The organism is Caulobacter sp. NIBR1757, assembly GCF_027912495.1.
Classification (GTDB): domain Bacteria; phylum Pseudomonadota; class Alphaproteobacteria; order Caulobacterales; family Caulobacteraceae; genus Caulobacter.
The window spans coordinates 4,219,849-4,241,559 of the sequence record NZ_CP115463.1 but is presented as its reverse complement, the minus strand read 5'-3'; the positions used below and the strand labels follow the sequence as shown (position 1 = coordinate 4,241,559).

Annotated in this window: 22 protein-coding genes; 12 read left to right on the top strand and 10 right to left on the bottom strand. The window is 66.9% G+C overall.

What is annotated here, in order from left to right:
- Window positions 1-557: 557 nt before the first annotated feature.
- Complete coding sequence (locus O5I81_RS20340) at window positions 558-926, top strand: hypothetical protein (RefSeq protein WP_271066687.1); 369 nt, start codon at window positions 558-560, stop codon at window positions 924-926.
- Between the two features lie 10 nt (window positions 927-936).
- Here O5I81_RS20340 and O5I81_RS20335 read toward each other — a convergent pair whose 3' ends face one another.
- The 3 genes from O5I81_RS20335 to O5I81_RS20325 form a co-directional block, all read right to left on the bottom strand.
- Window positions 937-2,151 carry a radical SAM protein gene (locus O5I81_RS20335; RefSeq protein ID WP_271066686.1) on the bottom strand — a complete coding sequence of 405 codons (1,215 nt, stop codon included), beginning with the start codon at window positions 2,149-2,151 and terminating at the stop codon, window positions 937-939.
- Window positions 2,152-2,166: 15 nt separating this feature from the next.
- Entirely contained in the window at window positions 2,167-2,403 is a 237-nt protein-coding gene (locus tag O5I81_RS20330) for a hypothetical protein (protein ID WP_271066685.1), read from the bottom strand.
- A 424-nt stretch (window positions 2,404-2,827) separates the two neighbouring features.
- Window positions 2,828-3,595, bottom strand: coding sequence for a TerC family protein (locus tag O5I81_RS20325; protein ID WP_271066684.1), 768 nt, complete (start codon window positions 3,593-3,595; stop codon window positions 2,828-2,830).
- 93 nt (window positions 3,596-3,688) lie between these two features.
- On the opposite strand from O5I81_RS20325, the gene O5I81_RS20320 reads away from it, so the two are divergent.
- From O5I81_RS20320 to O5I81_RS20305, 4 genes are all read left to right on the top strand, one after another.
- Window positions 3,689-4,801, top strand: coding sequence for an acyltransferase (locus O5I81_RS20320; RefSeq protein WP_271066683.1), 1,113 nt, complete (start codon window positions 3,689-3,691; stop codon window positions 4,799-4,801).
- 70 nt (window positions 4,802-4,871) lie between these two features.
- A complete protein-coding gene (locus O5I81_RS20315; protein ID WP_271066682.1) occupies window positions 4,872-5,549 on the top strand; it encodes a CHAP domain-containing protein in 678 nt (225 codons plus the stop codon).
- Window positions 5,550-5,819: 270 nt separating this feature from the next.
- On the top strand, window positions 5,820-6,785 hold the full coding sequence (locus O5I81_RS20310; protein WP_271066681.1) for a magnesium transporter CorA family protein: 966 nt from the start codon (window positions 5,820-5,822) through the stop codon (window positions 6,783-6,785).
- 85 nt (window positions 6,786-6,870) lie between these two features.
- Window positions 6,871-8,079, top strand: a complete 1,209-nt coding sequence (locus O5I81_RS20305; RefSeq protein WP_271066680.1) for a pentapeptide repeat-containing protein — start codon at window positions 6,871-6,873, stop codon at window positions 8,077-8,079.
- A gap of 1 nt (window position 8,080) precedes the next feature.
- Here O5I81_RS20305 and O5I81_RS20300 read toward each other — a convergent pair whose 3' ends face one another.
- Complete coding sequence (locus O5I81_RS20300) at window positions 8,081-8,956, bottom strand: crotonase/enoyl-CoA hydratase family protein (RefSeq protein WP_271066679.1); 876 nt, start codon at window positions 8,954-8,956, stop codon at window positions 8,081-8,083.
- Window positions 8,957-9,050: 94 nt separating this feature from the next.
- On the opposite strand from O5I81_RS20300, the gene O5I81_RS20295 reads away from it, so the two are divergent.
- Entirely contained in the window at window positions 9,051-9,953 is a 903-nt protein-coding gene (locus O5I81_RS20295; RefSeq protein ID WP_271066678.1) for an alpha/beta hydrolase, read from the top strand.
- A gap of 3 nt (window positions 9,954-9,956) precedes the next feature.
- Here the strand turns inward: O5I81_RS20295 and O5I81_RS20290 are convergent, their stop codons facing one another.
- On the bottom strand, window positions 9,957-10,892 hold the full coding sequence (locus tag O5I81_RS20290; protein WP_271066677.1) for a thioesterase family protein: 936 nt from the start codon (window positions 10,890-10,892) through the stop codon (window positions 9,957-9,959).
- On the bottom strand, window positions 10,889-11,374 hold the full coding sequence (locus tag O5I81_RS20285; protein WP_271066676.1) for a Fur family transcriptional regulator: 486 nt from the start codon (window positions 11,372-11,374) through the stop codon (window positions 10,889-10,891). The genes O5I81_RS20290 and O5I81_RS20285 overlap by 4 nt, the downstream gene beginning before the upstream one ends.
- A gap of 98 nt (window positions 11,375-11,472) precedes the next feature.
- Between O5I81_RS20285 and O5I81_RS20280 the strand changes: the two genes are divergently transcribed.
- The gene (locus O5I81_RS20280) at window positions 11,473-12,441 is read left to right on the top strand and encodes a calcium/sodium antiporter (RefSeq protein WP_271066675.1); all 969 of its coding nucleotides are present in this window, start codon (window positions 11,473-11,475) and stop codon (window positions 12,439-12,441) included.
- Window positions 12,442-12,444: 3 nt separating this feature from the next.
- Here O5I81_RS20280 and O5I81_RS20275 read toward each other — a convergent pair whose 3' ends face one another.
- The 3 genes from O5I81_RS20275 to O5I81_RS20265 all read right to left on the bottom strand — a co-directional run bounded on the left by O5I81_RS20275 (window position 12,445) and on the right by O5I81_RS20265 (window position 15,554).
- Window positions 12,445-13,059 (bottom strand): hypothetical protein, encoded by a 615-nt coding sequence (locus O5I81_RS20275; protein ID WP_271066674.1) that lies wholly within the window; start codon window positions 13,057-13,059, stop codon window positions 12,445-12,447.
- A gap of 95 nt (window positions 13,060-13,154) precedes the next feature.
- Window positions 13,155-14,201, bottom strand: coding sequence for a deoxyhypusine synthase (locus O5I81_RS20270; protein WP_271066673.1), 1,047 nt, complete (start codon window positions 14,199-14,201; stop codon window positions 13,155-13,157).
- Window positions 14,202-14,303: 102 nt separating this feature from the next.
- Window positions 14,304-15,554 (bottom strand): type III PLP-dependent enzyme, encoded by a 1,251-nt coding sequence (locus O5I81_RS20265; RefSeq protein ID WP_271066672.1) that lies wholly within the window; start codon window positions 15,552-15,554, stop codon window positions 14,304-14,306.
- Between the two features lie 150 nt (window positions 15,555-15,704).
- Here O5I81_RS20265 and O5I81_RS20260 point away from each other — a divergent pair, with 150 nt between their 5' ends.
- The 5 genes from O5I81_RS20260 (at window position 15,705) to O5I81_RS20240 (ending at window position 20,773) form a co-directional block, all read left to right on the top strand.
- On the top strand, window positions 15,705-16,955 hold the full coding sequence (locus O5I81_RS20260; protein WP_271066671.1) for a DUF2254 domain-containing protein: 1,251 nt from the start codon (window positions 15,705-15,707) through the stop codon (window positions 16,953-16,955).
- A gap of 56 nt (window positions 16,956-17,011) precedes the next feature.
- Window positions 17,012-17,806 carry a phosphonate ABC transporter ATP-binding protein gene (gene phnC / locus O5I81_RS20255; protein ID WP_271066670.1) on the top strand — a complete coding sequence of 265 codons (795 nt, stop codon included), beginning with the start codon at window positions 17,012-17,014 and terminating at the stop codon, window positions 17,804-17,806.
- Window positions 17,803-18,804, top strand: coding sequence for a phosphate/phosphite/phosphonate ABC transporter substrate-binding protein (phnD, locus tag O5I81_RS20250; protein WP_271066669.1), 1,002 nt, complete (start codon window positions 17,803-17,805; stop codon window positions 18,802-18,804). The genes phnC and phnD overlap by 4 nt, the downstream gene beginning before the upstream one ends.
- A 30-nt stretch (window positions 18,805-18,834) precedes the next feature.
- Window positions 18,835-19,656, top strand: coding sequence for a phosphonate ABC transporter, permease protein PhnE (gene phnE, locus O5I81_RS20245; RefSeq protein WP_271066668.1), 822 nt, complete (start codon window positions 18,835-18,837; stop codon window positions 19,654-19,656).
- Between the two features lie 79 nt (window positions 19,657-19,735).
- The gene (locus O5I81_RS20240; RefSeq protein ID WP_271066667.1) at window positions 19,736-20,773 is read left to right on the top strand and encodes a substrate-binding domain-containing protein; all 1,038 of its coding nucleotides are present in this window, start codon (window positions 19,736-19,738) and stop codon (window positions 20,771-20,773) included.
- Window positions 20,774-20,777: 4 nt separating this feature from the next.
- Here O5I81_RS20240 and O5I81_RS20235 read toward each other — a convergent pair whose 3' ends face one another.
- Window positions 20,778-21,695, bottom strand: coding sequence for an alpha/beta hydrolase (locus tag O5I81_RS20235; protein ID WP_271066666.1), 918 nt, complete (start codon window positions 21,693-21,695; stop codon window positions 20,778-20,780).
- Between the last annotated feature and the right edge of the window lie 16 nt (window positions 21,696-21,711).

Genomic DNA, 21,711 nt, shown 5'->3' with positions numbered 1-21,711 from the left:
GTGCCGGTCATGACGACAGGGGTGCCTTTTGGCACGACCATTTCACGGGGGAGCCTCACTTGAACGCTCGCCGGCCCCGTCGCCAGGCAAGGCGCTGAACCTTCCCACCTGTGTTCGCCGTGAGCCGAACGGACGTGAATGTCCTGTGCAACCCCCAGGAGTGTGCAGGCTTCGCGCGAAGCCCCCCGGACGACGAGCCGGCCGTTTGGGGCGACCACTCCCGATACTTCGACAGAGAGCGGAATCCAGGGGCTGACCAAAGAGAACGCCAGGCCGATGATGCTGGCCGCCAGCAGCAGGAATGCTGAAGGCGGCGGTGTGCACGGCTCGTCATCGGTTTCCGACGAGAATGACAGTGTCGGCTCGCCCACTATGCGAACGCCAGGCTTAGGGCCGCCAACAGGCCAGGTCGTGGCGCGCTCAACGTTAGATAGAGAGCCTTAACCATGTCGGCGTAATGCTCGAGGCATCATCCACGGAGGCTTCACATGCACCGGCGAGCAGCTATAGCGCTTTCGGCCCTGACCTTTTTCGCCGCCAGCGCGGCGAAGGCTGACATGGCGCCGTCTCTGATTGATCAGTTGAGCGGCCCTGCCGCCGAACAGATCTTCCGCGAACGCCCTGGGCTGTCGCGTTTCGCGACCTCCGGCTCCCCCGATGCCAAAGTCTATCCGGACGTGGCGACGGAGTTGAAAGGCGCGCTCGAGCGGACGAGGGCGATGATGGCTGCCGAGAGCGCTGACTGGAGCGAGGTTCTTGAGGTGCGGATCAGCACCCGAAACGAAGCCGATCGCGAGGCTGCCATCGCTGTCATCGCCGAGTACCCCGAGGTGGCTCGGCTCCCCGTCTCTTTCTCGGTCGTCAACAAGCTGCCCGCGACGCGGGCGCGGGTGTCTCTTGATGTGGTCGCCGAAGAACGACATTGAAATGACTTCGCTAGTCATGGGCCGCGTGTAGGCGGTCCAGAATGCGTTCGATGTTCACACCGCTTTCGACCAGCCAGGCAGCTACCTCGCCATAGAAGGCCTGCAGGGCGCTGCAAAACACCGATGGGTTGTCGAAGCCGCGTGCCTCGCTGTAGCGATTGGTGATGCTGCCGCCACGGCAAACGCCCCACCACTCGCACGTCTTGCAGCGTTCGGGAGGTTGGAAGCGCGCGCGGCCAATCTCCTCCCACGGCGAGCTCCCCAGGACGTCCGCTATGGTGCTTCGCGAGATGTTGAACTCATCTCCGCGGAAGCGTGGCGCCACGGTCTTGATCGTGTCTTCCGGTCCGATATCCCCATTGGATGAGATGGTGAAGAGATGCCTGTATTCGCGTGCGTCAGATCTGGCCTGACGAGCGAAGTCATCCGACTGGAGACAGTTGGAGATCTCATCGATAAAACGAATTGAGACTTCCGGATCATCCAATTCCACCCAGTACCGAAAGACTTCGATCATGAATCGACCGACGCCATCGATGTATTTGGCCGTCGCGATTGGATCGTCGAAATGGATATCAGGGGTGAGAAAATTCAGGTGGCGACACTTCAGTTCCTCAACGAAGTGCCGGGCCACGTCCCGCCCGCTTAGCTCCGGATCCATCACACCGAGCAGACCAGGCAGCGCAGCTTCACCTCGATGGGCCGCACCCACAAGGCGTTGGTATCCAGAGATCGTGCGGTCATAGGTGCCACGGCCGCGCTTGTCGATCCGCGCCCTGTCGTTCTTCTCTTTGGGCCCGTCGAGACTGATTCCGACCGCAACACGATGCCGACGAAAAATTTCGATCCACTCTTGGTCTATCAACATGCCGTTGCTTTGGAGGGTGATACTTACCGTCTCCAGCGCGGTGCGCTGCGGCAACTCTCGTAGCTTCCTGCAAAACTCATCAATCCGGGCCTTTGGCGCCATCAACGGCTCGCCGCCGTGGAGCCCGACAGTGACTGTCTTTAGGCCAAGCGTCGAAGCCGTCTCAGCGACGTAGTCAACGAAGCCATCGCATGTCGCCTCGGAGATGTAGGCCGGATGTTCCCGATAGGTCTGGTCGCCGTGGAAAAAGAAGTAGCAGTAGGAGCAGGCGATGTTGCAGCGCTCTGCTACCTTGACGACAAACCCCAGCGCTTGTCGTTGCGACAAGACCTCAGGGAGCGGTGCGTACGCCGCCACCAAGGACGACACCGCCTAGTAGATGCAGGAAATGTCGTATTCCCACTCGAAGTGGCCAGTAGCGACGTCTCGGTAGTGGTTGCTCGTCTGCGAGAACTGGCTGTGATCGACGATAAACACCATTTTCGGAGGTTCGCAGCCGCCAGAAATCTGGTCCAGCTCCTGATCGCGCAACAAGCGGCTACCACCCCCCGTGACGCCTTCGTTCGCTCTGGATTCGATGCCCTTCCGAACAAGATCCCGGACACTCATAAGCCTATCCCCCATCCCGGTTGCCACTCGAGCGCGTATCGTTAACGAACGGTTAACAATCGTCAATAGGGGTTGCGATTCTTTAGTCTGGTAGTTGTGTGACTCACGGTCGTGTTGAAGCTTCGTTCGCCCGTCCGGGCGACGGGCTTTCGGGACCCCGCCCTGCTCGAAGTCGGCGTGCGAGTCACCGTGGTTGTCCTGCATCCACCATGCCTTGAAGCGCGCCGCTTCGTATCATCGCCGTGGAGGGCCGTCTTGGCGGGGCGGCCTGACATAGGGGGTGAAGCCAAGGTCGATTCTAGCGCGGTACGGGCCTTTCACTCAGGCCAACAGTACAGCTTTCCATCCCGCGGAAGCAGGCTTCACGACGTCTCCCGGTGAAGCCTGACCGCAAGCCGGCCCTCCCTGGCGTCTCGCTGACCCCCTAATGCCGCGTCTCCTCCGACGCCTGCGCCCGCCTCGCCTGCCGCGCCCGGCTCCACATGTTCAGCGCCTCGACCCCCGCCGAGAACGCCATCGCCGCGTAGATGTACCCCTTGGGCACATGCATGCCGAAGCCGTCGGCGATCAGCACCATGCCGATCATCAGCAGGAAGCCCAGCGCCAGCATCACCACCGTCGGGTTCTTGTTGATGAAATTGCCCAGCGGGTCGGCGGCCAGCAGCATGACGGTGATCGAGACCAGCACGGCGACGACCATGATCGGCAGGTGCTCGGTCATGCCGACGGCGGTCAGGATGCTGTCGATCGAGAAGACCAGGTCGAGCAGCACGATCTGGAAGATGGCCGAGCCGACGTTGGTGATGACCACGTCGGTCTTGTCCAGGACGCCGCCGTTGTCCGGGGCCGGGTCGACCGTGTGGTGGATTTCCTTGGTCGCCTTCCACATCAGGAACAGGCCGCCGCCGATCAGGATCAGGTCCTTCCAGCTGAATTCATTGCCGAACAGGGTGAAGACCGGCTGCGTCAGCCCGACGATCCAGGCGATCGTCGACAGCAGGATCAGCCGCATGACCAGGGCCAGGCCGATGCCGAGGCGCCGCACCTTCTGGCGGTTGGCCTCGGGCAGCTTGTTCGAGAGAATCGAGATGAAGATGAGGTTGTCGATCCCCAGCACCACCTCCATCACGATCAGGGTGACCAGGGCCGCCCAGGCCGCCGGGTCCGTCAGAAGTTGCGCGATTCCGTCCACGTGGCTCTCAAGCCTCCCTAAACCTTCGTGGGCTCATACTTGGGATCGACCGCGACAATTGGAAGCACCCCCTCGAACAATGTTGGCCCAGAGATGAATGACGCCGCCCATATCAAGCCGCTGACGGGCCTGCGTTTCTTCGCGGCCATGTGGGTCGTGCTCTATCACTATTGGCCGAATCTGCAGGTCGGCGCCGGCTCCGCCCTGGTCGAGCCGGCCCTGATCGGCAAGGGCTACCTGGGGGTGGAGCTGTTCTTCACCCTGTCGGGCTTCATCCTCTGCCACGTCTATCTGGAAAGCTTCGGCGAGGGCCGGTTCCGTTACGGGGCCTTCCTGTGGAACCGGCTGGCGCGGGTCTATCCGCTGCATCTCGCCACCCTGCTGGGCGTCATGGCGCTGGGCGTCGGGGCCACCGCCGCCGGCTTCGCCATCGACGCCAACATCCTCAGCTGGGAGTCGCTGCCCGCCAACCTGCTGCTGCTGCAGGCCTGGGGCGCCGCCCCGCAGGCGGCCTTCAACCACCCCAGCTGGTCGATCTCGGCCGAGTGGTTCGCCTACCTGACCTTCCCGCTCTTTGCCTGGGCCGCCTGGCGGCTGCGCCATCGCGCCTGGCTGGGGGCCGGTCTGGCGCTCGGCTTCATGGCCGTCCTCTACCCCGTCTATACCGCCCTCACCGGCGAGAGTCTGACCGAGGCCACCATCCACTGGGGCATCCTGCGCATCGTTCCCTGCTTCGCGCTGGGCTGCGCCATGCATGGCCTGTGGCGGGCCGGGGCGGTCAAAACGCTGCGGGCCGGGGCCGTGGGCGCCGCTTTTATGGGCGCCGGCGCCCTGATGGTCGCGGTGTCGGGGGCCCCGGATCTGCTGGCCGTGGCCGGCTTCGGGGGGCTGATCCTCTGCCTCGCGGGGATGGCGGAGCATGGTTCGCGATTCGCCAGCGGACAAACGTCGGTATATCTCGGTGAGATCAGCTATTCGGTCTATATGATCTGCGTGCCCTGGAAGCTTCTGTTTGTGAATGCAGCAACCAGATTGTTGAATACAACAGACGATCGGCTGCCCTGGTACATCTGGTTGCTGTTCATCGCCTCGGTGATTCCATTGGCCGCCGCCAGCTATCACCTGATCGAGAAGCCGGCCCGCGCCCGCATGAAGCTTCTGATGGATTCATGGGCGAAAAGACGATCTGTCGCGCCGGCGATGTGAAAAGACTCTTTTCATTCCCCTGTGAGATGACTAAGCGTTACCGATCGTTTCCACGGGGGAGCATCCCAGCATGCGTTCACGGGCCAGAACCGTTCTCGGATCTTTGACCGCTGCTCTGATGATCAGCCTGATCCCCGCGGTCTCGTCCGCTGAAACCTACTGGCAATGCGTGCCGTTCGCCCGCCTGCTGTCGGGCATCCAGATCTTCGGCGACGCCCACACCTGGTGGGGTCAGGCCGTGCAGCGCTACCAGACCGGCGACACGCCGCAGATGGGCGCCGTGCTCAGCTTCAAGGCCACCGCCCGCATGAAGCTCGGCCATGTGGCCGTCGTTTCCCGCGTGCTGACCGACCGCGTCATCCAGATCACCCATGCCAACTGGTCGGCCATCGGCGGGGCCCGCGGCAAGGTCGAGAAGGACGTCACCGTCGTCGACGTCTCGCCGGCCGGCAACTGGACCCAGGTCAAGGTCTGGTACGATCCGATCCGCGACCTCGGCACCAGCGTCTATCCGACCCACGGCTTCATCTATCCCGACGGCCAGGCCCAGAAGATGGCCCAGGCCTCCGGCCGCTTCGCCCTCGCCCAGGACACCGCCACCCTGGTGGCCAACAGCGCCGCCGGCCATGTGGTCGGCTCGGTGCAGCCGGGCGCCTCGCCCCTGGCCCTGCTCAACAAGGCCGCCGAAACCTCCGACAACATCGCCGACCTGATCCAGAAGGCGACCGGCGGCGGCGACAAGAAGTAGCGACATACCCGAGATTCAAAAGTGCCAGAGGGCCGGTGGAAACACCGGCCCTTTCGCTTTGCCGGCGCTGGCCCACCCGGCCCCCATCGGCGGCCACCCCGACGCCACCGCGCCCCCACCGGCCCCCCACCGCTTCCCCCGCGCCCACCCGCCGGCCGCCTACCGGCCCCCTTTTGATTGAATTGAACAATCCCGGCCCAAGGCCCATTGGCCCCACCGATGGCTGTTATAATGGTGGGCCGCTTCGATAACCCCGCCCAGGACCCGCCAATGATCCGACTGCTCATGCGCGACGCCCAGGCGGCCGTGGACGTCACGCCGGGCGAGGGCTGGGTCCTGCCGGCCGACACGGTGTGGATCGATCTCGTCGAGCCGACCCGCGAGGAAGAGGTTCTCATCGAACAGCAGCTCCAGCTGGAACTGCCGACCCGCGAGGACATGAGCGAGATCGAGGCCTCCTCCCGCCTCTACCGCGAGGGCCACGCCACCTACCTGACCGTCGAGGTGATCACCGGCGCGGCGGCCGAGGCCCCGAAGCTGACCCCGGTCACCTTCGTGCTGGTCAAGGACCGGCTGATCACCATCCGCTACGCCCACCCCCGCGCCTTCAAGCTGTTCGAAGCCACCCTGGCCGAACGCGGCGGGGCGCTCTGCGACGCCGGCGAGTCGGTGTTCCTCGGCCTGCTCGACGCCATCGTCGATCGCGTCGCCGATATCCTGGAAGCCGCCTCCGAACAGGTCGAGAACCTCTCCAACCACATCTTCGAACGGCCCCGCCAGACGGCGCGGTTCGAGGTCATCCTCGGCAAGCTCGGCCGCTGGCGCGGCATCACCGCCAAGGCCCGCAACAGCCTGATCAGCCTGTCGCGCCTGCTGGTCTACGCCTCCGTCTCGCCCTTCATCGCCGAGGGCGAGGAGGACGCGGTGCGCCTCAAGTCGCTGCAGCGCGACGTGGCCAGCCTGACCGACCATGCCGGCCACCTGTCGGGCGACATCACCTTCCTGCTCGACGCCACCCTCGGCCTGATCAACATCGAGCAGAACGGCATCATCAAATTCTTCTCGATCGCCGCCGTCATCTTCCTGCCGCCGACCCTGGTCGCCAGCTATTTTGGTATGAATTTCAAATACATGGCGGAATTCAACCTGCCCTGGGGCGAGCCCCTGGCGCTCGGGCTGATGGTCGTCGCCGTGGTACTGCCGATGCTCTGGTTCAAGCGCAAGGGCTGGTTCTGACGCCCGGAACGGGCTGACCCAAAAACGGGAATTTCAGGTCGACTCTCACCCTTCCTTAAGGGCGCCAACCGAAGATCACCGTTCGATGTCCGCCGCCCCCAACCTGCTCCGCACCCTGGAACATGCCAGCCTTAAGCAGACGCTCGAGGCCCATGCGCGCTTCCTCAGCGGCCGGCCGGGCGGCAGGCGGGCCAACCTCGCCCACGCCGACCTCAGCAACCTCATGCTGGAAGGGGTCAACCTCGCCGACGCCGAGCTGACCGGGGCCCGGCTGAACGGGGCCAGCCTGATGGGTGGCGACTTCAGCCGCGCCGTCCTGTTCGGGGCCGACCTGCGCGACGCCGACCTGCGCACCGCCAACTTCACCCGCGCCGACCTGCGCGGCGTCTGCCTGCGCGGCGCCAACCTCTCGCACGCCAACCTGATGGGCGCCGACCTTCGCGAGGGCCGCATCGCCATGCAGGACAGCGCCCAGGGCTTCCGCATCCTGACCCACGACGCCCGGCCCGGCGACCTCAAGTATGCGGTCATGGCCGGGACCAACCTCGAGGGCGCCCAGCTCTCCGACGAGTCGCGCTCGGCCGACCTCACCGACGCCCTCCTGGCCGGTGCCCAGCTGGGCGGGGCCCGCCTGGCCAAGGCCCTGCTCGACGGGGCCGACATGTCCGGGGCGGAGCTGTTCAACACCGACCTCGCGGGCGCCTCGCTGAAGCGGGCGGTGCTGACCGGCGTCGACACCTCGACCGCCAACCTCGAACGGGCCGACCTCTCCGACGTGCTGCGCGCCCCGCCGCCGATCGTCTACATCGACGACGAACCCCTGGGGGACGTGCTGGCCGACCACGAACGCTTCTGCGCCACCCACGGCGCCGGCGGCCGGGCCGCCAAGCTTTCCAGCGTCGATTTCCGCTCCCTGCGCCAGCTGCGCCGCCGGGTGCTGACCGGCCTGCAGGCCCCGGGCTCGGTCTTCTTCGGCATGGACATGGAGGGGGCGCAGCTGCAGGGCAGCGACCTGTCCAGCGCCGACCTGCGCGGCGCCAACCTGCGCGGCGCCGACCTTCGGGGCGTCAAGCTGCTCGACGCCCGCCTCGACCGCGCCGACCTGCGCGGCGCCGACCTCGGCCCCCTGCTGATCGGCGAGGGCCGCTATCTGCGCGCCAACCTCACCCGCGCCGTCCTGCGCCAGGCCGACCTGCGCGAGGCCCGGGCCCGCCGCGTCCGCCTGCTGGAAGCCGACCTCACCGGCGCGAAACTGGACGGCGCCGACCTGTCGGGGGCGGAGCGGGAGTTCTAGGCTACATCCCCCGCCGCAGCGGGATCAGGTCGGGGAAGTCGCTGTCGCGCTTCTCGGCCTTGGCCTTGAAGGCCTCGGCCATATGGGCCCCGCTGAACATCCCCGTCTGCCACACCGCGATATAGTCGAGCGCGTCCTTGATCGTGTGGTCGCGGGCGTAGTTGATCATCACCTTGGACCCGGCCACGGCCAGCGGCGACTTGCTGGCGATCTCCCGGGCCGTGGCCAGGGCGTGCTCGACGCACTGCTCGTGGGTCTCGAACACCTCGTTGACCAGGCCGATCGCCTGCGCCTTGGCGGCCGGCAGGCGGCGGCCCGTATAGGCCAGCTCACGCACCCAGCCCTCGGGGATCAGCTTGCAAAGCCGGGGAAAGGTGCCGACGTCGGCGGTCATGCCGATGTTGATCTCCTGGATCACGAAGAAGGCGTCCGCCGTGCAATAACGAATATCCGCCGACGAGGTCAGATCGACCGCCCCGCCGACGCAGCCGCCCTGGATCGCCGCGATCACCGGCATCCGCGCCTCGTCCAGGCAGCTGATGACGTCCTGCAGGTGATGCACATGGTAGCGGAAGCTCTCGCCGGCGTTCTCCTTGTCGGCCGGCTTCAGGCCCGTCGTGCTGCCCCCGCCGCCGAATACGGCCAGGTCCATGCCGGCGCAGAAGTGCTTGCCGGTCGAACTGAGCACGATGGCGCGGGCCCGGGCGTTGTCGCTGATGTCCTTCACGATCACCGGCAACTCGTTCCAGAAGGCCCGGACCATGGTGTTGTACTCGTCCGGCCGCTTGAGCTGGATATGGGCGACCCCGCCCTCAATGGTGACGGCGAAGCAGGTCCAGTCGGTGGTGGTCACATCGACCGGGGCGTGGGCGTTCATGGCGGTTTCTCCCGTTTGCCCCAGCATGGCGCCCTGACGCGGGGAAAACCAAGCCCCTTGCGTTCCGTTGGGTCTGGCGGTCATGACGGACCTGATGAGCACCGATCCCGCACCGCCCGGCCCCGCCTTCCGCCGGCGCCGCATTCCGATCAACAGCCCGGCCGGCGACGGGGTGATGACCGGCATCGAGATGGGGCCCGAAGGCCGGCCGATCGATCTGGTCTTCTGCCATGCCAACGGCTTCAACGCCCTGACCTACCGCACCCTGCTCAGCCCCGTGGCCGAGGCCGGCCATCGCGTCCTGGCCATCGACATGCGTGGCCATGGCCGCTGCGAGCTGGAAGCCGATCCCGGCGACGGTCACGGCTCCTGGGCCAACTTCGGCTCCGACCTGATCGGCCTGCTGGAAACCCTGGAGGTCCCGCCGGCCGTCGTCGCCGGCCATTCGATGGGCGGCACCTCCGGCCTGGTGGCGGCGGGGCTGCGCCCGGACCTGCTGGGCCGTCTGGTGCTGCTGGACCCGGTGGTCATGCGCGAGGACGTGGCCCGGACCCTGGGGGAAACCGCCGGCTCCTCGCCCCTGGCGATCGGGGCCTTGCGGCGTCGCAACCAGTTCGACAGCCGCGAGGCGGCCTATGACGCTTATCTCGGTCGCGGGGCCTTCAGGACCTGGCCGGCCGCCATGCTGGCCGACTACCTGGCCGACGGCCTTGTGCCGAACGAGGCGGGCGGTTTCAGGCTGGCCTGCGCCCCGGCCTGGGAAGCGGCCAACTTCTCGGCCCGCGAGCATCGGCCCTGGCCGGGGTTCTTCGACTCGACCTGCCCGATCCGCATCCTGAAGGCGGAGATCGCTTCGACCTGCCAGGTGGACGACCGGATGGACGAGCTGACCGCGACCGGCCGCATCACCGTCGAAACCATCCCGGGCACGAGCCACTTCCTGCCGATGGAGGTCCCCGATCTGGTGCGGGCGGCCTTGCTGGAGGCGTTGGCCTAGCGACTACAGCGCCAGTCCGTCGATGGCCGTCGCCATCATCGCTTCCCGCGCCGCCTCCTCGATCGGCACCACCTTGCGGGCGTCGAGGTCGAAGGTGATGGCCACCGCCTCGCTGGTCCCCCAGACCTTGCCGGTCTCCGGGTCGAGCATCCAGTGGACCATCCGCATGGTCCGCCCATCGACGCCGACCAGTCCCGACCGCAGCTCGAACCGCTCGCCGGCCCGCGGCCAGTCCAGCTGCACCAGGCGGTACTCCAGCACCGCCCCGCCGGTGCGGGCCGGCTTGCTCAGGGCGTGCTCGGCGGCGAGGGCCCGCAGGGGTCCGACCAGCGCGCCGATGCCGTCCGACACCCGGCCGATGAACAGCTCGGAGCGCATGCGGCCGAAGACATCGCATTCCTGCGGCGACAGCGCCCCCAGGCCGATGCGCATCAGGCCAAGCTCATCGGCCCTGGCCAGGCTGGCGAGGCTGGACACCGGCTCCAGCGGCACGCTCCGGGCCCGCGCCTTTTCCGGCACGGCCATGGTCAGGCCGGCGGCAAGGCCGCGGGTGCGCTCCGACCAGGGGAAGGCGGTGCCGTCGCGCGCCGTGACGTGGGTGACGACGGTCTGGAAGCTGGCGGCGATGTCGCCGGTGTTCGAATGGATCAGCAGCTGGACGAGGCGGGCCTCGCTCTCGCCCATCTCGACGACGCCGCCGATCATGTGCAGGGCGGCGCCGGCATGGGCTTCCTTGAGGAAGCGGATGTGCTGCTCGCGGACCAGCAAGGTCGAGGTCGCATCGGCGCGGAAGGCCTCCGGCATGCCGATCATGGCGGCCAGGGAGGCCAGCCCTTCCACCGCCTTGACGACGTAGAAGCGCACATTCATGTGCCCCATCTCGTCGCATTCCCAGGTGTTGACGCCCCCGCGCCAGATCTCGACGCCCTCGAAACTCATCCGGCCCCACAATCGGCGCAGAGGCCGTGGGCCTCGATGGTCACGCTCTGGACGGTGAAACCCGGTCCCCGGGCGGCCGTCTCGATGCTGTCCAGCACCGCCGGGTCGATCTCGCGGGTGGCCCCGCAGCAGTCGCAGATCAGGAAGGCGGCGGCGTGGTTGTCGGCGCCCTCAGCGGCCGAGTGGCGGCAGGCGACATAGGCGTTGAGGCTCTCGATCCGGTGGGCGAACCCCTGTTTCGACAGGAATTCCAGGGCCCGGTAGACGGTCGGCGGCTTGGCCGGCGCCCCGTCGGCGAAGGCGGCGATCAGGTCATAGGCCTTCACCGGCTGGCCGGCCTGCAACAGCTGTTCGAGCACTCGGCGGCGCGGCGGGGTCAGCTTCTGTCCGGCCTCGGCGCAGCGCGCATCGGCGGCGACCAGCTCGGCGCTCAGGGCGCCGCCGCTCAGGCCGTGGCTGTGATGGTCGTGGCCGCAGGACATGCCCTTCAGGTAGCCATGCCGGCGGCAAAGGGCAAGCTGACCGGTTTTGCTGGCGGCCGGGCCATGGGGCGGGCAAACTGCGCCAAGGGGAGGCCGTCATGGACATCTGGATCGCGATCCTGGTCGGGCTGGTGCTGCTGATCATCGGCGGCGACATCCTTGTGCGGGGAGCGACCAGCGCCGCCCGGACGCTGGGCGTCAGCCCCCTGGTGATCGGCCTGACCCTGGTCGGTTTCGGCACCTCGACGCCGGAGCTGGTCATCAGCCTTCAGGCGGCCTTCGCCGGCTCGCCCGGCATCGCGGTCGGCAACGTCGTCGGCTCCAACATCTCCAATGCCTTGCTGATCCTTGGCCTGACCGCCCTGATCTCGCCGATCCTCGTCGACCGCCGCGCCTTTCTGCGGGACGGGCCCGTCCTGGCCCTGGCGACGGCGGGCTCCATCTGGGCCCTGCTTCAAGGCGAACTGGGCCGGACCGTCGGGATGATCGGGGTCGGCCTGCTCGTCGGCTACATCGTTCTGGTCTGGCTGCTGGAGCGAAAGGCGCCCGGTCCCGAGGGCGAGCGCATCGAGGATGAGGCCGATCTGGTGGCGCCGGGCTGGCTGGGCAGTCTGTGGGTGTCGCTGATCCTGGCGGCCGGCGGCATCGCGGTGACCATCATCGGGGCCGGGATCCTGGTCGATGGCTCGGTGTCCCTGGCCCGGTCGATGGGCGTCTCGGATACCATTGTCGGCCTGACCATCGTGGCGGTCGGCACCTCGGCGCCCGAACTGGTGACCAGCATCACCGCCGCCCTGCGCCGCCAGGGGGATGTGGCCCTGGGCAACGTCATCGGCTCAAACCTCTATAATCTGCTGGGCATCCTGGGCGTCACCGCCATCGTCAAACCCATCGCCGTGCCGCCGGAGATTCTCGGTGTCGATATCTGGGTGCTGGCGGCGGCGACCGGCGCGGCCATCCTGTTCGCGCTGCGAGGCATGAAGATCCACCGGCACGAGGGGGCGGCGTTGGTCGCCGGCTACCTGGCCTACACAGCCTGGCTGCTGCACACGGCCGGGGCCTTCTAGGCCTCAGCCGCCGGTGCGCTTCTTGGGGATGTTGTCGCGGTTGGCGGCGGGCGGTCCCGCCGAGCCGACCGCCGGGCCGGTACTGGAGGGCCGCGCCGCCGTCTCCTCGTCCGACCAGGTCAGCTGCACTTCCGAGCCACTGCCGGCCGGGCTGGCGATGACCTGCATGGCGCCCTTGCCGTCGCCGCTGTCGCCGGCGGTCAGCATGCGCACATTGGCGCCCATCTCGGCGTTCATGGTCACCGGCTTGCCCGCGGCCTCCACCTTGCCCTCGTAGAAATCGATGATCGCCGCGGTGCTGGCGTTGGCTCGGTAGGTCACGGTGCCGCCCTTGCCGACGCCGCTCTCGCCGACCACGCTGTTGACCACCACGGCGCCGGGATACAGCGGCGCATAGGCGGGGGTGGCGACCTTCGAGGCCGCCGCGCCGACCGAAACGGTGGCGCCGTCGGTGGTGACGGTCTGGTCGGGACCCAGAGGGCCAGTCGGGGCGGCGGGGGCCTCGGCCTTGGCGGCCGGTTCAGCCGGGGAGGGCGTCTCGGACTCTTCGGCCTTGCCGCAGGCGGCCAGCAGAAGCACCGCCGAGGCGGCGACGAGCGAGAAGCGGATCATGGACATGGAAGCTCCGACGGCAGTGCGCCGATGTAAGCGCCCCCGCAGGCCATAAGCAACCGCCGCTCCGAGGGTTCCCGAAGCGGCGGTGATTGGTGTGGCTATTGGAACAGCTTGTTCCAGCGGCGCTTGGTGCGGCTCTTCCAGGCGCCCCGGTGATAGGCGTCCGAACCGATCAGCGGCACCACGGTCGTGGCCTCGGCGAAGACCATCTGTTCGAAGGTGGTGTCCACCTTGCCCCAGCTGGCGGCCTCTTTCAGGGTCGAGGACGAGCAGGCGCCGTCCCGCACGTCGGCGACGGTGATCTGCACGGCGTACTTGTGCATGTCCGCCTCGACGCCGAGAATCTCGGCGCAGACCACGGTGTCCTGGGCGAAGTTCTTGGGAACCCCGCCGCCGACCATGAACAGGCCGGTGGTGCCGGCGGCGATCTTGATGTCGGTCAGTTCGCGGAAGTCGGCGACGGCGTCGATCATCAGATAGGGCTTCTTCAGCGCGATCTGTTCCTTCTGGTGCTTGACCAGGCCGAACCCGGCCGAGCTGTCGACAAAGGCCGGGCAGAAGATCGGCACGCCCTCTTCGTAAGCCGTCTGGATCAGGCTGCCGGGCTTCTTGGCGTTGCCTTCCGACAGCCACTTGCCGATTTCCCAGATGAACTCACGGCTGGAATAGCCGCGCGGCTCCAGCCGGTTGGCGATCTCCAGGATGGTGTGGTCGCAGGCCTGGAGCTCTTCCTCATCGATGTAGGTGTCGTAGATGCGGTCGATGTAGTTCTCGCGCAGCACGTTGTCGTCGACCTGGCCAGCGGCCTGGTAGTGCTTGAAGCCGAGGGCCTCGAAGAAATCCATGTCGATGATCGAGGCGCCGGTGGCGACGATGGCGTCGACCATGCCGAACTTCACCATGTCGCGGTAGACATGCATGCAGCCGCCGGCCGAGGTCGAGCCGGCCAGGATCAGCCACGGGCTGCAGTCGGGGTCTTCGATGGCCATCGAGAAGATGTCGGCGGCGCGGGCCGTGTCGCGGCTCGAGAAGCTCATCTTGCGCATCGAATCGATGATCGGACGGGCGTCGAAGCTGGTCATGTCGACGTGCTCGACGGTGTTGCCGAGCAGCTGGGCCTTGGTGTTCGGAACAGGAGCGTTCATCGCTTCAGGTTTCCCTTTGGTTTTGAGCGCCCGTCGACAAAAGCATCCGCAGGCCCGGACGGAGCGACGGGCCTGCGGCAGAATGGTTGGGTACTAAACGGCTTACTTGCGCCGACGTTTCCTGCCCTTGGGGCGTGACAGCCTGACGACGTTGCTGGCCGGCTTGGGGGCCGGGATCGAGCGACGGGCCAGACCGAACATCGAGGCCATCGGGGCGTCGGTCACTTCCACCATCTCGGTCTCGCCAAACCCGTTGAAGCGGGTGGTCATGGCGACCCCGTAGGCGCCCAGCATGCCGATCTCGATGAAGTCGCCTTCCTGGATATCGGTGGGCAGGTAGAAGGGACCCGGCATGTGGTCCATGGAATCGCAGGTCGGACCGTAGAAGCGGAACGGCTTCAGGTCGCCCTCGACTTCACGGGCCTCCGCGCCTTCGCCCCGGTAGAGCTTGACCGGGAAGGGCCATTTGACGTGCGCCGCGTCGAACAGCGAGCCGTAGGACCCGTCGTTGAGGTACAGCGCCTCGCCCTTGCGCAGCTCGACCCGGGTCAGCAGCGAGGTCGACTCGGCGACGAGGGCCCGGCCGGGTTCGCACCACAGCTCGGTCGTCTCGGACACCGGCATCTCGTTGAAGCCGCGTTCGATGGCGCTGAAATAGTCGTCCATGTCCGGAGGGATCATGCCGGGATAGATGCTCGGGAAGCCGCCGCCGACATCGACCACATCGGCGAAGACGCCGGCGCGGATCAGGCTGCGGCTGACCTGCGCCATGGCCGCCTGATAGGCGGTCGGGCGCATGCACTGGCTGCCGACATGGAAGCTGACGCCCATCAGGGCGCTGGTCGCCTGACGCGCGGCCAGCAGCAGGCTGGGGGCTTCGAACGGGGTGACCCCGAACTTGCCCGACAGGCTGAAGTTGGCGCCCTCCGCATCGACCGCCATGCGGACGATGAGGTTCAGGTCGCGCGCCCCGCCGGTGGCGTCGAGGATCTTGGCCAGCTCTTCATGGGTGTCGAGCGCGAAGGTGCGCACGCCGTAGTCGAAGTAGGCCTGCGAGATCGACCGACGGCTCTTCACGGGATGCATGAAGGCCATCTGCGAGCCCGGGGCGTGCTCCGCCACAAGCGCGATTTCCGGGATCGACGCGACGTCGAACCGGGTCACACCATTCTGGACGAGCGTCTCTATGACCCACGGTGAAGGATTGGCCTTCACAGCGTAGAGGACGTCACCCTTGAACTTCGTCTGGAACCAGCGCGCTGCTGCAGCTACGGCATCGCGTCGCACGAGTGCGACAGGATGTTCCGGAGACCGCTCGCGGACCAGGTCCAGGGGAGTATGGTACGTGTGCAATTCACGTAGCCCCCTGTTAGCAGTTAAACCCAGGCCGGCGTTAGCAGCGATGAGGACAACGGGGTCCGCCGGAGCGGGGGCATATGAGGCAATAGCCCCCCCCTGTAAAGTAGTTTTTGTACCCCTCGGGGCTGTGAGGTAACTGCGCGCATGTATCGTTGGCTTTTTGTCTGGCGCAAGCTCGCCCGCCGGGTCTGGTTCCGGGTCGGCCTGTATGGCCTGGCCGGCGTTGGGGCGGCGCTGCTCGCCGCCCTGCTCGGCCGCTTCGTCCCCTCGGCGATGTCGGAACGGCTGGGCGGCCCCAATGTCGAAGGACTGCTGACCATCCTCGCCAACAGCCTGCTGGCGGTCTCGATCTTCGGGGCCGGCGCCATGGTCACCGCCTACACCTCCGTGTCCGGCAGCATCACCCCTCGCGCCGCCGGCTTGGTGACGACCGACAAGCGGCTTCAGGGCGCGTTGTCGACCTTCGTGGGCGGATTTCTCTATGCCATCGTCGCCCTGACCGCCCTGAGCTCCAGCTACTACGGCAAGGACGGCAGGACGATCGTCTACATCATCACCCTGATCGTGGTCGGACTCGTCGCCATCAACATCCTGCTGCTCATCGACCGCCTCGCGCGGCTGGCGCGGGTCGACTTCATTGTCGAGCGGATCGAGCAGGAGACCACCAAGGCCTTTCACCGGCGGGTCGAGTGGGAGGCGACAACCTGTGCGCCGCCGCGAGGCCTGCCGGTCCCGCAGACCCGCGTGGTCAGCGACCGGGTGGCCAGGGTCCAGAACATCGACGTCTCGGCCCTGGGCCGGATTGCCGAGGAACAGGGCGTACGCCTGCAGATCGTGGCCCTGCCGGGCGCAATGGTCGGCTTGGAACAGCCGCTGCTGAACATCTTCGACGGCGGGGTCGACGAAGACGTCTGCAAGGAATTGCGCTCGGCCTTTACGCTCGGCGACGGGCGCAGTTTTGACCAGGACCCGCGTCACGGCCTGATCGTGCTGGGCGAGATCGCGGCCCGGGCTCTGTCGCCGGGGGTCAATGACCCGGGCACCGCGATCGCGGTGGTCCGGTCAGGGGTGGCGCTGCTGTCCAGCTGGGACCAGCTGAACGCTGAACGGAAAAATGAAGAAGCGCCTGACCTGCGGGTCTTCGCGGACCGCCTGTCGCCGGCTGACCTGATCGACGATGTCTTCCATCCGATCGCCCGCTACGGCGCGGGGGACGTCGCCGTCTATCAATGGCTTCACAAGGGCATGCATCTGCTCGAAAGGCTGAAAATGCCCGGAATGGCGCCTGCCGCGAGAAACTTCTCCACAGACGCGCTTGCGCGGGCAAAGGTCAGCATGGCACACGCGGGAGACATGAAGAGACTGGCGGCCAGCGCAAGGGCGCCGACCGCGTGAACGCCGACACGATTTCCACCCCGCCCGGCCGGATGTGCTAGGAACGACGCCAGATCATGATGCAAGACGCTGTCCTCTCGATTAAGGGGGTCTCAAAGACCTTCGGCAAGCGCCGCGCCCTCGATGGCGTGTCGCTGGACGTCAGCAAGGGCGAGATGGTCGCCCTCATCGGCCCATCCGGCTCGGGCAAGTCCACCCTGCTGCGCTCGATCGACGGGCTGCAGACCATCGACGGGCCGAACGGCACGATCACCGCCTTCGGAACCACCTGCCAGACCAAGGGCAAGGTCGGCGACAAGGTTCGCGATGCCCGCATCCGCATCGGCTTCATCGCCCAGCAGTTCAACCTGGTCGGTCGGCTCAGCCTGTTCACCAATGTGGCGCTCGGATCGCTTGGCCGCATCGGCTATCTGCAGGGCCTGTTTGGTCGTTGGCCGCAAGAAACCAAGCAGGCGGCCATGCAGGCCCTGCACCGCGTCGGTATCTCCGACTACGCCGGCCAGCGCGCCAACACCCTGTCGGGCGGCCAGCAGCAGCGCGGCGCCATCGCCCGGGCCCTGGTCCAGAAGGCCAAGGTCATCCTCGCCGACGAACCGGTCGCCTCGCTCGACCCGGTCGCCGCCCGCAAGGTCATGGAAATCCTGCGCGAGCTGAACCGCCAGGACGGCCTGACCGTCATCGTCACCCTGCACCAGGTCGATTACGCCCTTCGCTACTGCGACCGGGTCGTCGCCCTGAAAGCCGGCAAGGTGGTCTACGACGGACCGCCCTCCGGCCTGCAGAAGCCCAAGCTTGTCGAAATCTACGGCCCGGAATTCGAAGACGTGTTCTGGGAAGGAGCTCCGCAATGATCGCCCGCCGCCTGTTCATCGGTCTGGCCGCCACGGCTGCCCTGGCGCTCGCCGCCTGTGGCGGCGGGGCTCAGGAAAAGCCCAAGAACGAGATCACCTTCTCCATTCTGTCGACCGAGAAGTCGCAGAACATGGAAACCTACTGGACGCCGATCCTGGCCGACATGGAGAAGTCCACCGGCCTGAAGGTGAAGCCCTTCTTCTCCTCCAGCTACAGCGCCCTGATCGAGGCCATGCGCTTCAAGCAGACCGATCTCGGCTGGTTCTCCAACCAATCGGGCCTGGAGGCCGTGCGCCGCTCGAACGGCGAGGTCTTCGCCCGCACGTTCGATCCTTCCGGTGTCGACGGCTACACCTCGGTGATCATCGTCCCGATCGACAGCCCGATCAAAACCCTCGACGACCTTCTGAAGTGCGACAAGTCGCTGAACTTCGGCATGGGCGACAAGAAGTCGACCAGCGGCACCCTGGCGCCGATGACCGAAGTCTTCATCCCGCGCGGCGTCAAGCCGGAGAACTGCTTCAAGACGGTGCTGACCGCCAACCACCAGTCGAACCTGTTCGCGGTCGCCAACAAGCGCCTCGACGCGGCGACCAACAACTCCACCGCCATCCGCCTGAACAAGGACCGCCAGGAAGGCCAGGCCGACAAGGTGCGGGTGATCTGGGAGTCCCCGGTGCTGCCGGAAGATCCGATCATCTGGCGCAAGGACCTCGATCCGGCCGTGAAGGAAAAGGTTCGCCAGTTCTTCCTGACCTACGGCCAGGGCGACACCCCGGCAGCCGCCAAGCAGCGTGAGAACATGAAGAAGTTGTCGATCGGCGGCTTCAAGCCGGCCGACGCCACGCACCTGCTGTTCGTCCGCAAGATGGAAGCCATGGAGCAGCTGGGCCTGGCCAAGGAAGCCGGCGATCAGGCCAAGATCGCCGAGGCGACCAAATCCATTCAGGGTATCGAGGCCGAGCAGGCCAAGGCCGCCCAGACGCCGGCGAACTAGGCCTCAAGGCGAAACGAGCAAATCCGCCCCATGACCCAAGACGCCCCCAATCTGGCCCCGCCGGTCCGACCGCTGTCGGCGCGCGCCTTCGACATCGTGATCTGGGGCGGCGTCGCCATCCTGCTGATCGTCAGTTTCGGGCCGGCCGAGATCTTCAAGTTCCCGCAACTGTTCGGCTCGGAGGGCATGCAGCAGTTCGTGGCGGGCTTCTTCTCGCCCTTCACGCCGGGCCACGAAAACTTCCTCAAGGCCGACTGGGCCCTCTACATCCGCAAGATGTGGGAGACGATCCAGATGGCTCTCTGGGGCACCTTCCTGGCCATCCTCGTCGCCATTCCGTTCGGCCTGCTGGGCGCGTCCAACATCACCCCGGCCTGGATCCAGCAGCCGGTTCGCCGGGTGCTCGACCTGGTCCGCTCGATCCCCGACCTGGTCGTCGCCCTGATCTTCATCACCGCCGTGGGCCTGGGCCCCTTCGCGGGCGTCATGGCCATGATGTTCAACACCGGCGGCGTGCTGGCCAAGCTGTTCGCCGAGGCGGTGGAGTCCATCGACAAGGGCCCGGTCGAGGGCGTTCGGGCCACCGGCGCCGGCAAGCTGGCCGAGATTGTCTGGGGCGTCATCCCGCAGGTCGCGCCCCTGTGGGTCGGCTATGCCCTGTATCGCTTCGAGAGCAACAGCCGGTCGGCCACCGTGCTCGGCCTGATCGGGGCCGGCGGCATCGGCCAGGTGCTGCTCGATTCGACCAACAGCTTCGCCTACGACCAGACCGGCTGCATCGTGCTGGTCATCGTCGTGGCGGTGTCGGGCATCGACCTGCTGAGCCAGGCCATCCGCAGCCGGTTGCTCTGAGGGCGGATCAAATCCTCCGTTTGTCGTTGCACTGTCGCAATAGCTTCGTAAGGACGGTTCCGACCAACGGGACCGTCCGATGAAGCGCCTCTTCGCCACTGCTATTTCCGTGATCGCCATGGCCTCGGCGGGGACCGCCTGGGCGGCCCGCGACTATGTCTGGGCGGCGGGGTCCTCGACGGTCTTCCCCTACACGACCCGGGTGGCCGAGACCTATTCCCGCAAGACCGGCTCGCGCACCCCCAAGGTCGAGAGCCTGGGCACGGGCGGCGGTATCAAGTTGTTCTGCGGCGGGGCGGGCGACGCCTTTCCCGACATCGCCAACGCCAGCCGGCCGATGAAGAAGTCGGAATTCGAGGCCTGCCAGAAGAACGGCGTCACCGACATCCTCGAGATCAAGGTCGGCTATGACGGCATCGTCCTGGCGATGGACAAGCGGGCTCCTGACTTCAACCTCAAGCTCGAGCACCTGTTCCTGGCCCTGTCGGCCGAGACCCTGCGCCAGGGCCGGCTGCAGAAGAATCCCTACCTGAACTGGAGCCAGATCGGCGCCGGCCTTCCGCCGAGCAAGATCCTAGTCTACGGCCCGCCGCCGACCAGCGGCACCCGCGACGCCTTCCTGGAGCTGGGCATCGAGCACGGCGCCCAGCGCTTCGACCTGCTGAGCGCCATGAAGAAGGACGACGAGAAGGCCTTCAAGGGCCGGGTCGATCCGCTGCGCTCGGACCGCTGGATCGACGCCGGCGAAAACGACAACGCCATCGTCCAGACCCTGACACGGACGCCGGGCTCGGCCGGGGTGTTTGGGTATTTCTTCTACGAAGAGAACATGGACAAGGTGAAGGTCGCCTCGATCGACGGCGTGCGTCCGACCTTCGAGACCATCGCCTCGGGCAAGTATCCGCTCAGCCGCTCGCTCTACATCTACGTCAAGAAATCGCGCCTCGACCTGACGCCGGGCCTGCGCGCCTTCGTCAAGGAATACACCTCCGACGCCGCCTCCGGGCGCGGCGGCTACCTGCAGGAACGCGGCATGATCCCCCTGCCGCCGGCCATGCACGAGAAGGTCAAGGCCAGCTTCAAGGCGGGCACGCCGATGGCGGCGCCGGAGAAGTAGACCGCTAGGAGGTCATCTCCCGGATCCACGCTCCCGCGCCTTCCAGCGCCTTGCGGCCGGCGGTCAGCTGGCCGGACCAGGCGTGCCAGACGTGCAGCATCTCCGGCCAGATCTCCAGCCGCACCGGCACGCCGGCCAGGCCGGCGGCTTCGGCCACCGCGATGCTGTCGCTCATCAGCACCTCGGCCCCGCTGACGTGGATCAGGATCGGGGCGATGCCGCTGAAGTCGCCCAGAGCCGGTGAGGCGTGCGGATGGCCGGGATCGGCCCCGCCCAGGTAGGCCTGGGCGAACTGGTCCAGACCGGCCACGCTGATCATCGGGTCCAGATGCTGCACGGCGCCGTAGGCCTTGCCGACCTGGCGCAGGTCCGCCCAGGGGCTGATGCAGAACAGGCCGGCCGGTTGCGGCAGGCCGGCGTCCCGCAGGGCGAGGGCCGTGGCCAGGGTCAGGCCGCCGCCGGCGCTGTCGCCGGCGATGACCATGCGGGCCGGATCGATGCCGGCGTCCAGCAGGTGCTTCCAGGCCTTCACCCCGTCCTCGACGGCGGCTGGGAAGGGGTTCTCCGGCCCCATGCGGTAGTCCGGGACCAGCACCGGGCAGCCGGCCTCCAGCGCCAGCCGCGCGCACATCGGCCGGTGGCTTTTCGGACTGCCGATCACATAGCCCCCGCCGTGCAGGTAGAGGATCTGGCGGCTCTCGTCATAGCCTTGTGGCGCCAGCCCCTCGGCGGCCATGCCGTCGATGTCGACCGGCACCACCAGCGTGCCCTCGGGCAGGGACCCGATCTCGCCGAACCCGTCCATCGCGGCGCGGCGCTCGGCCCAGGTCTGGGCGGGAGAGCCCTCCGGCGGCTGCAGCGAGGCGTAGAAGGCCCGCACCGCGCCGATCTCCGGATCGCGCCACTTGATTTCGCCCGTCATCGCATCCTCCCGTTTG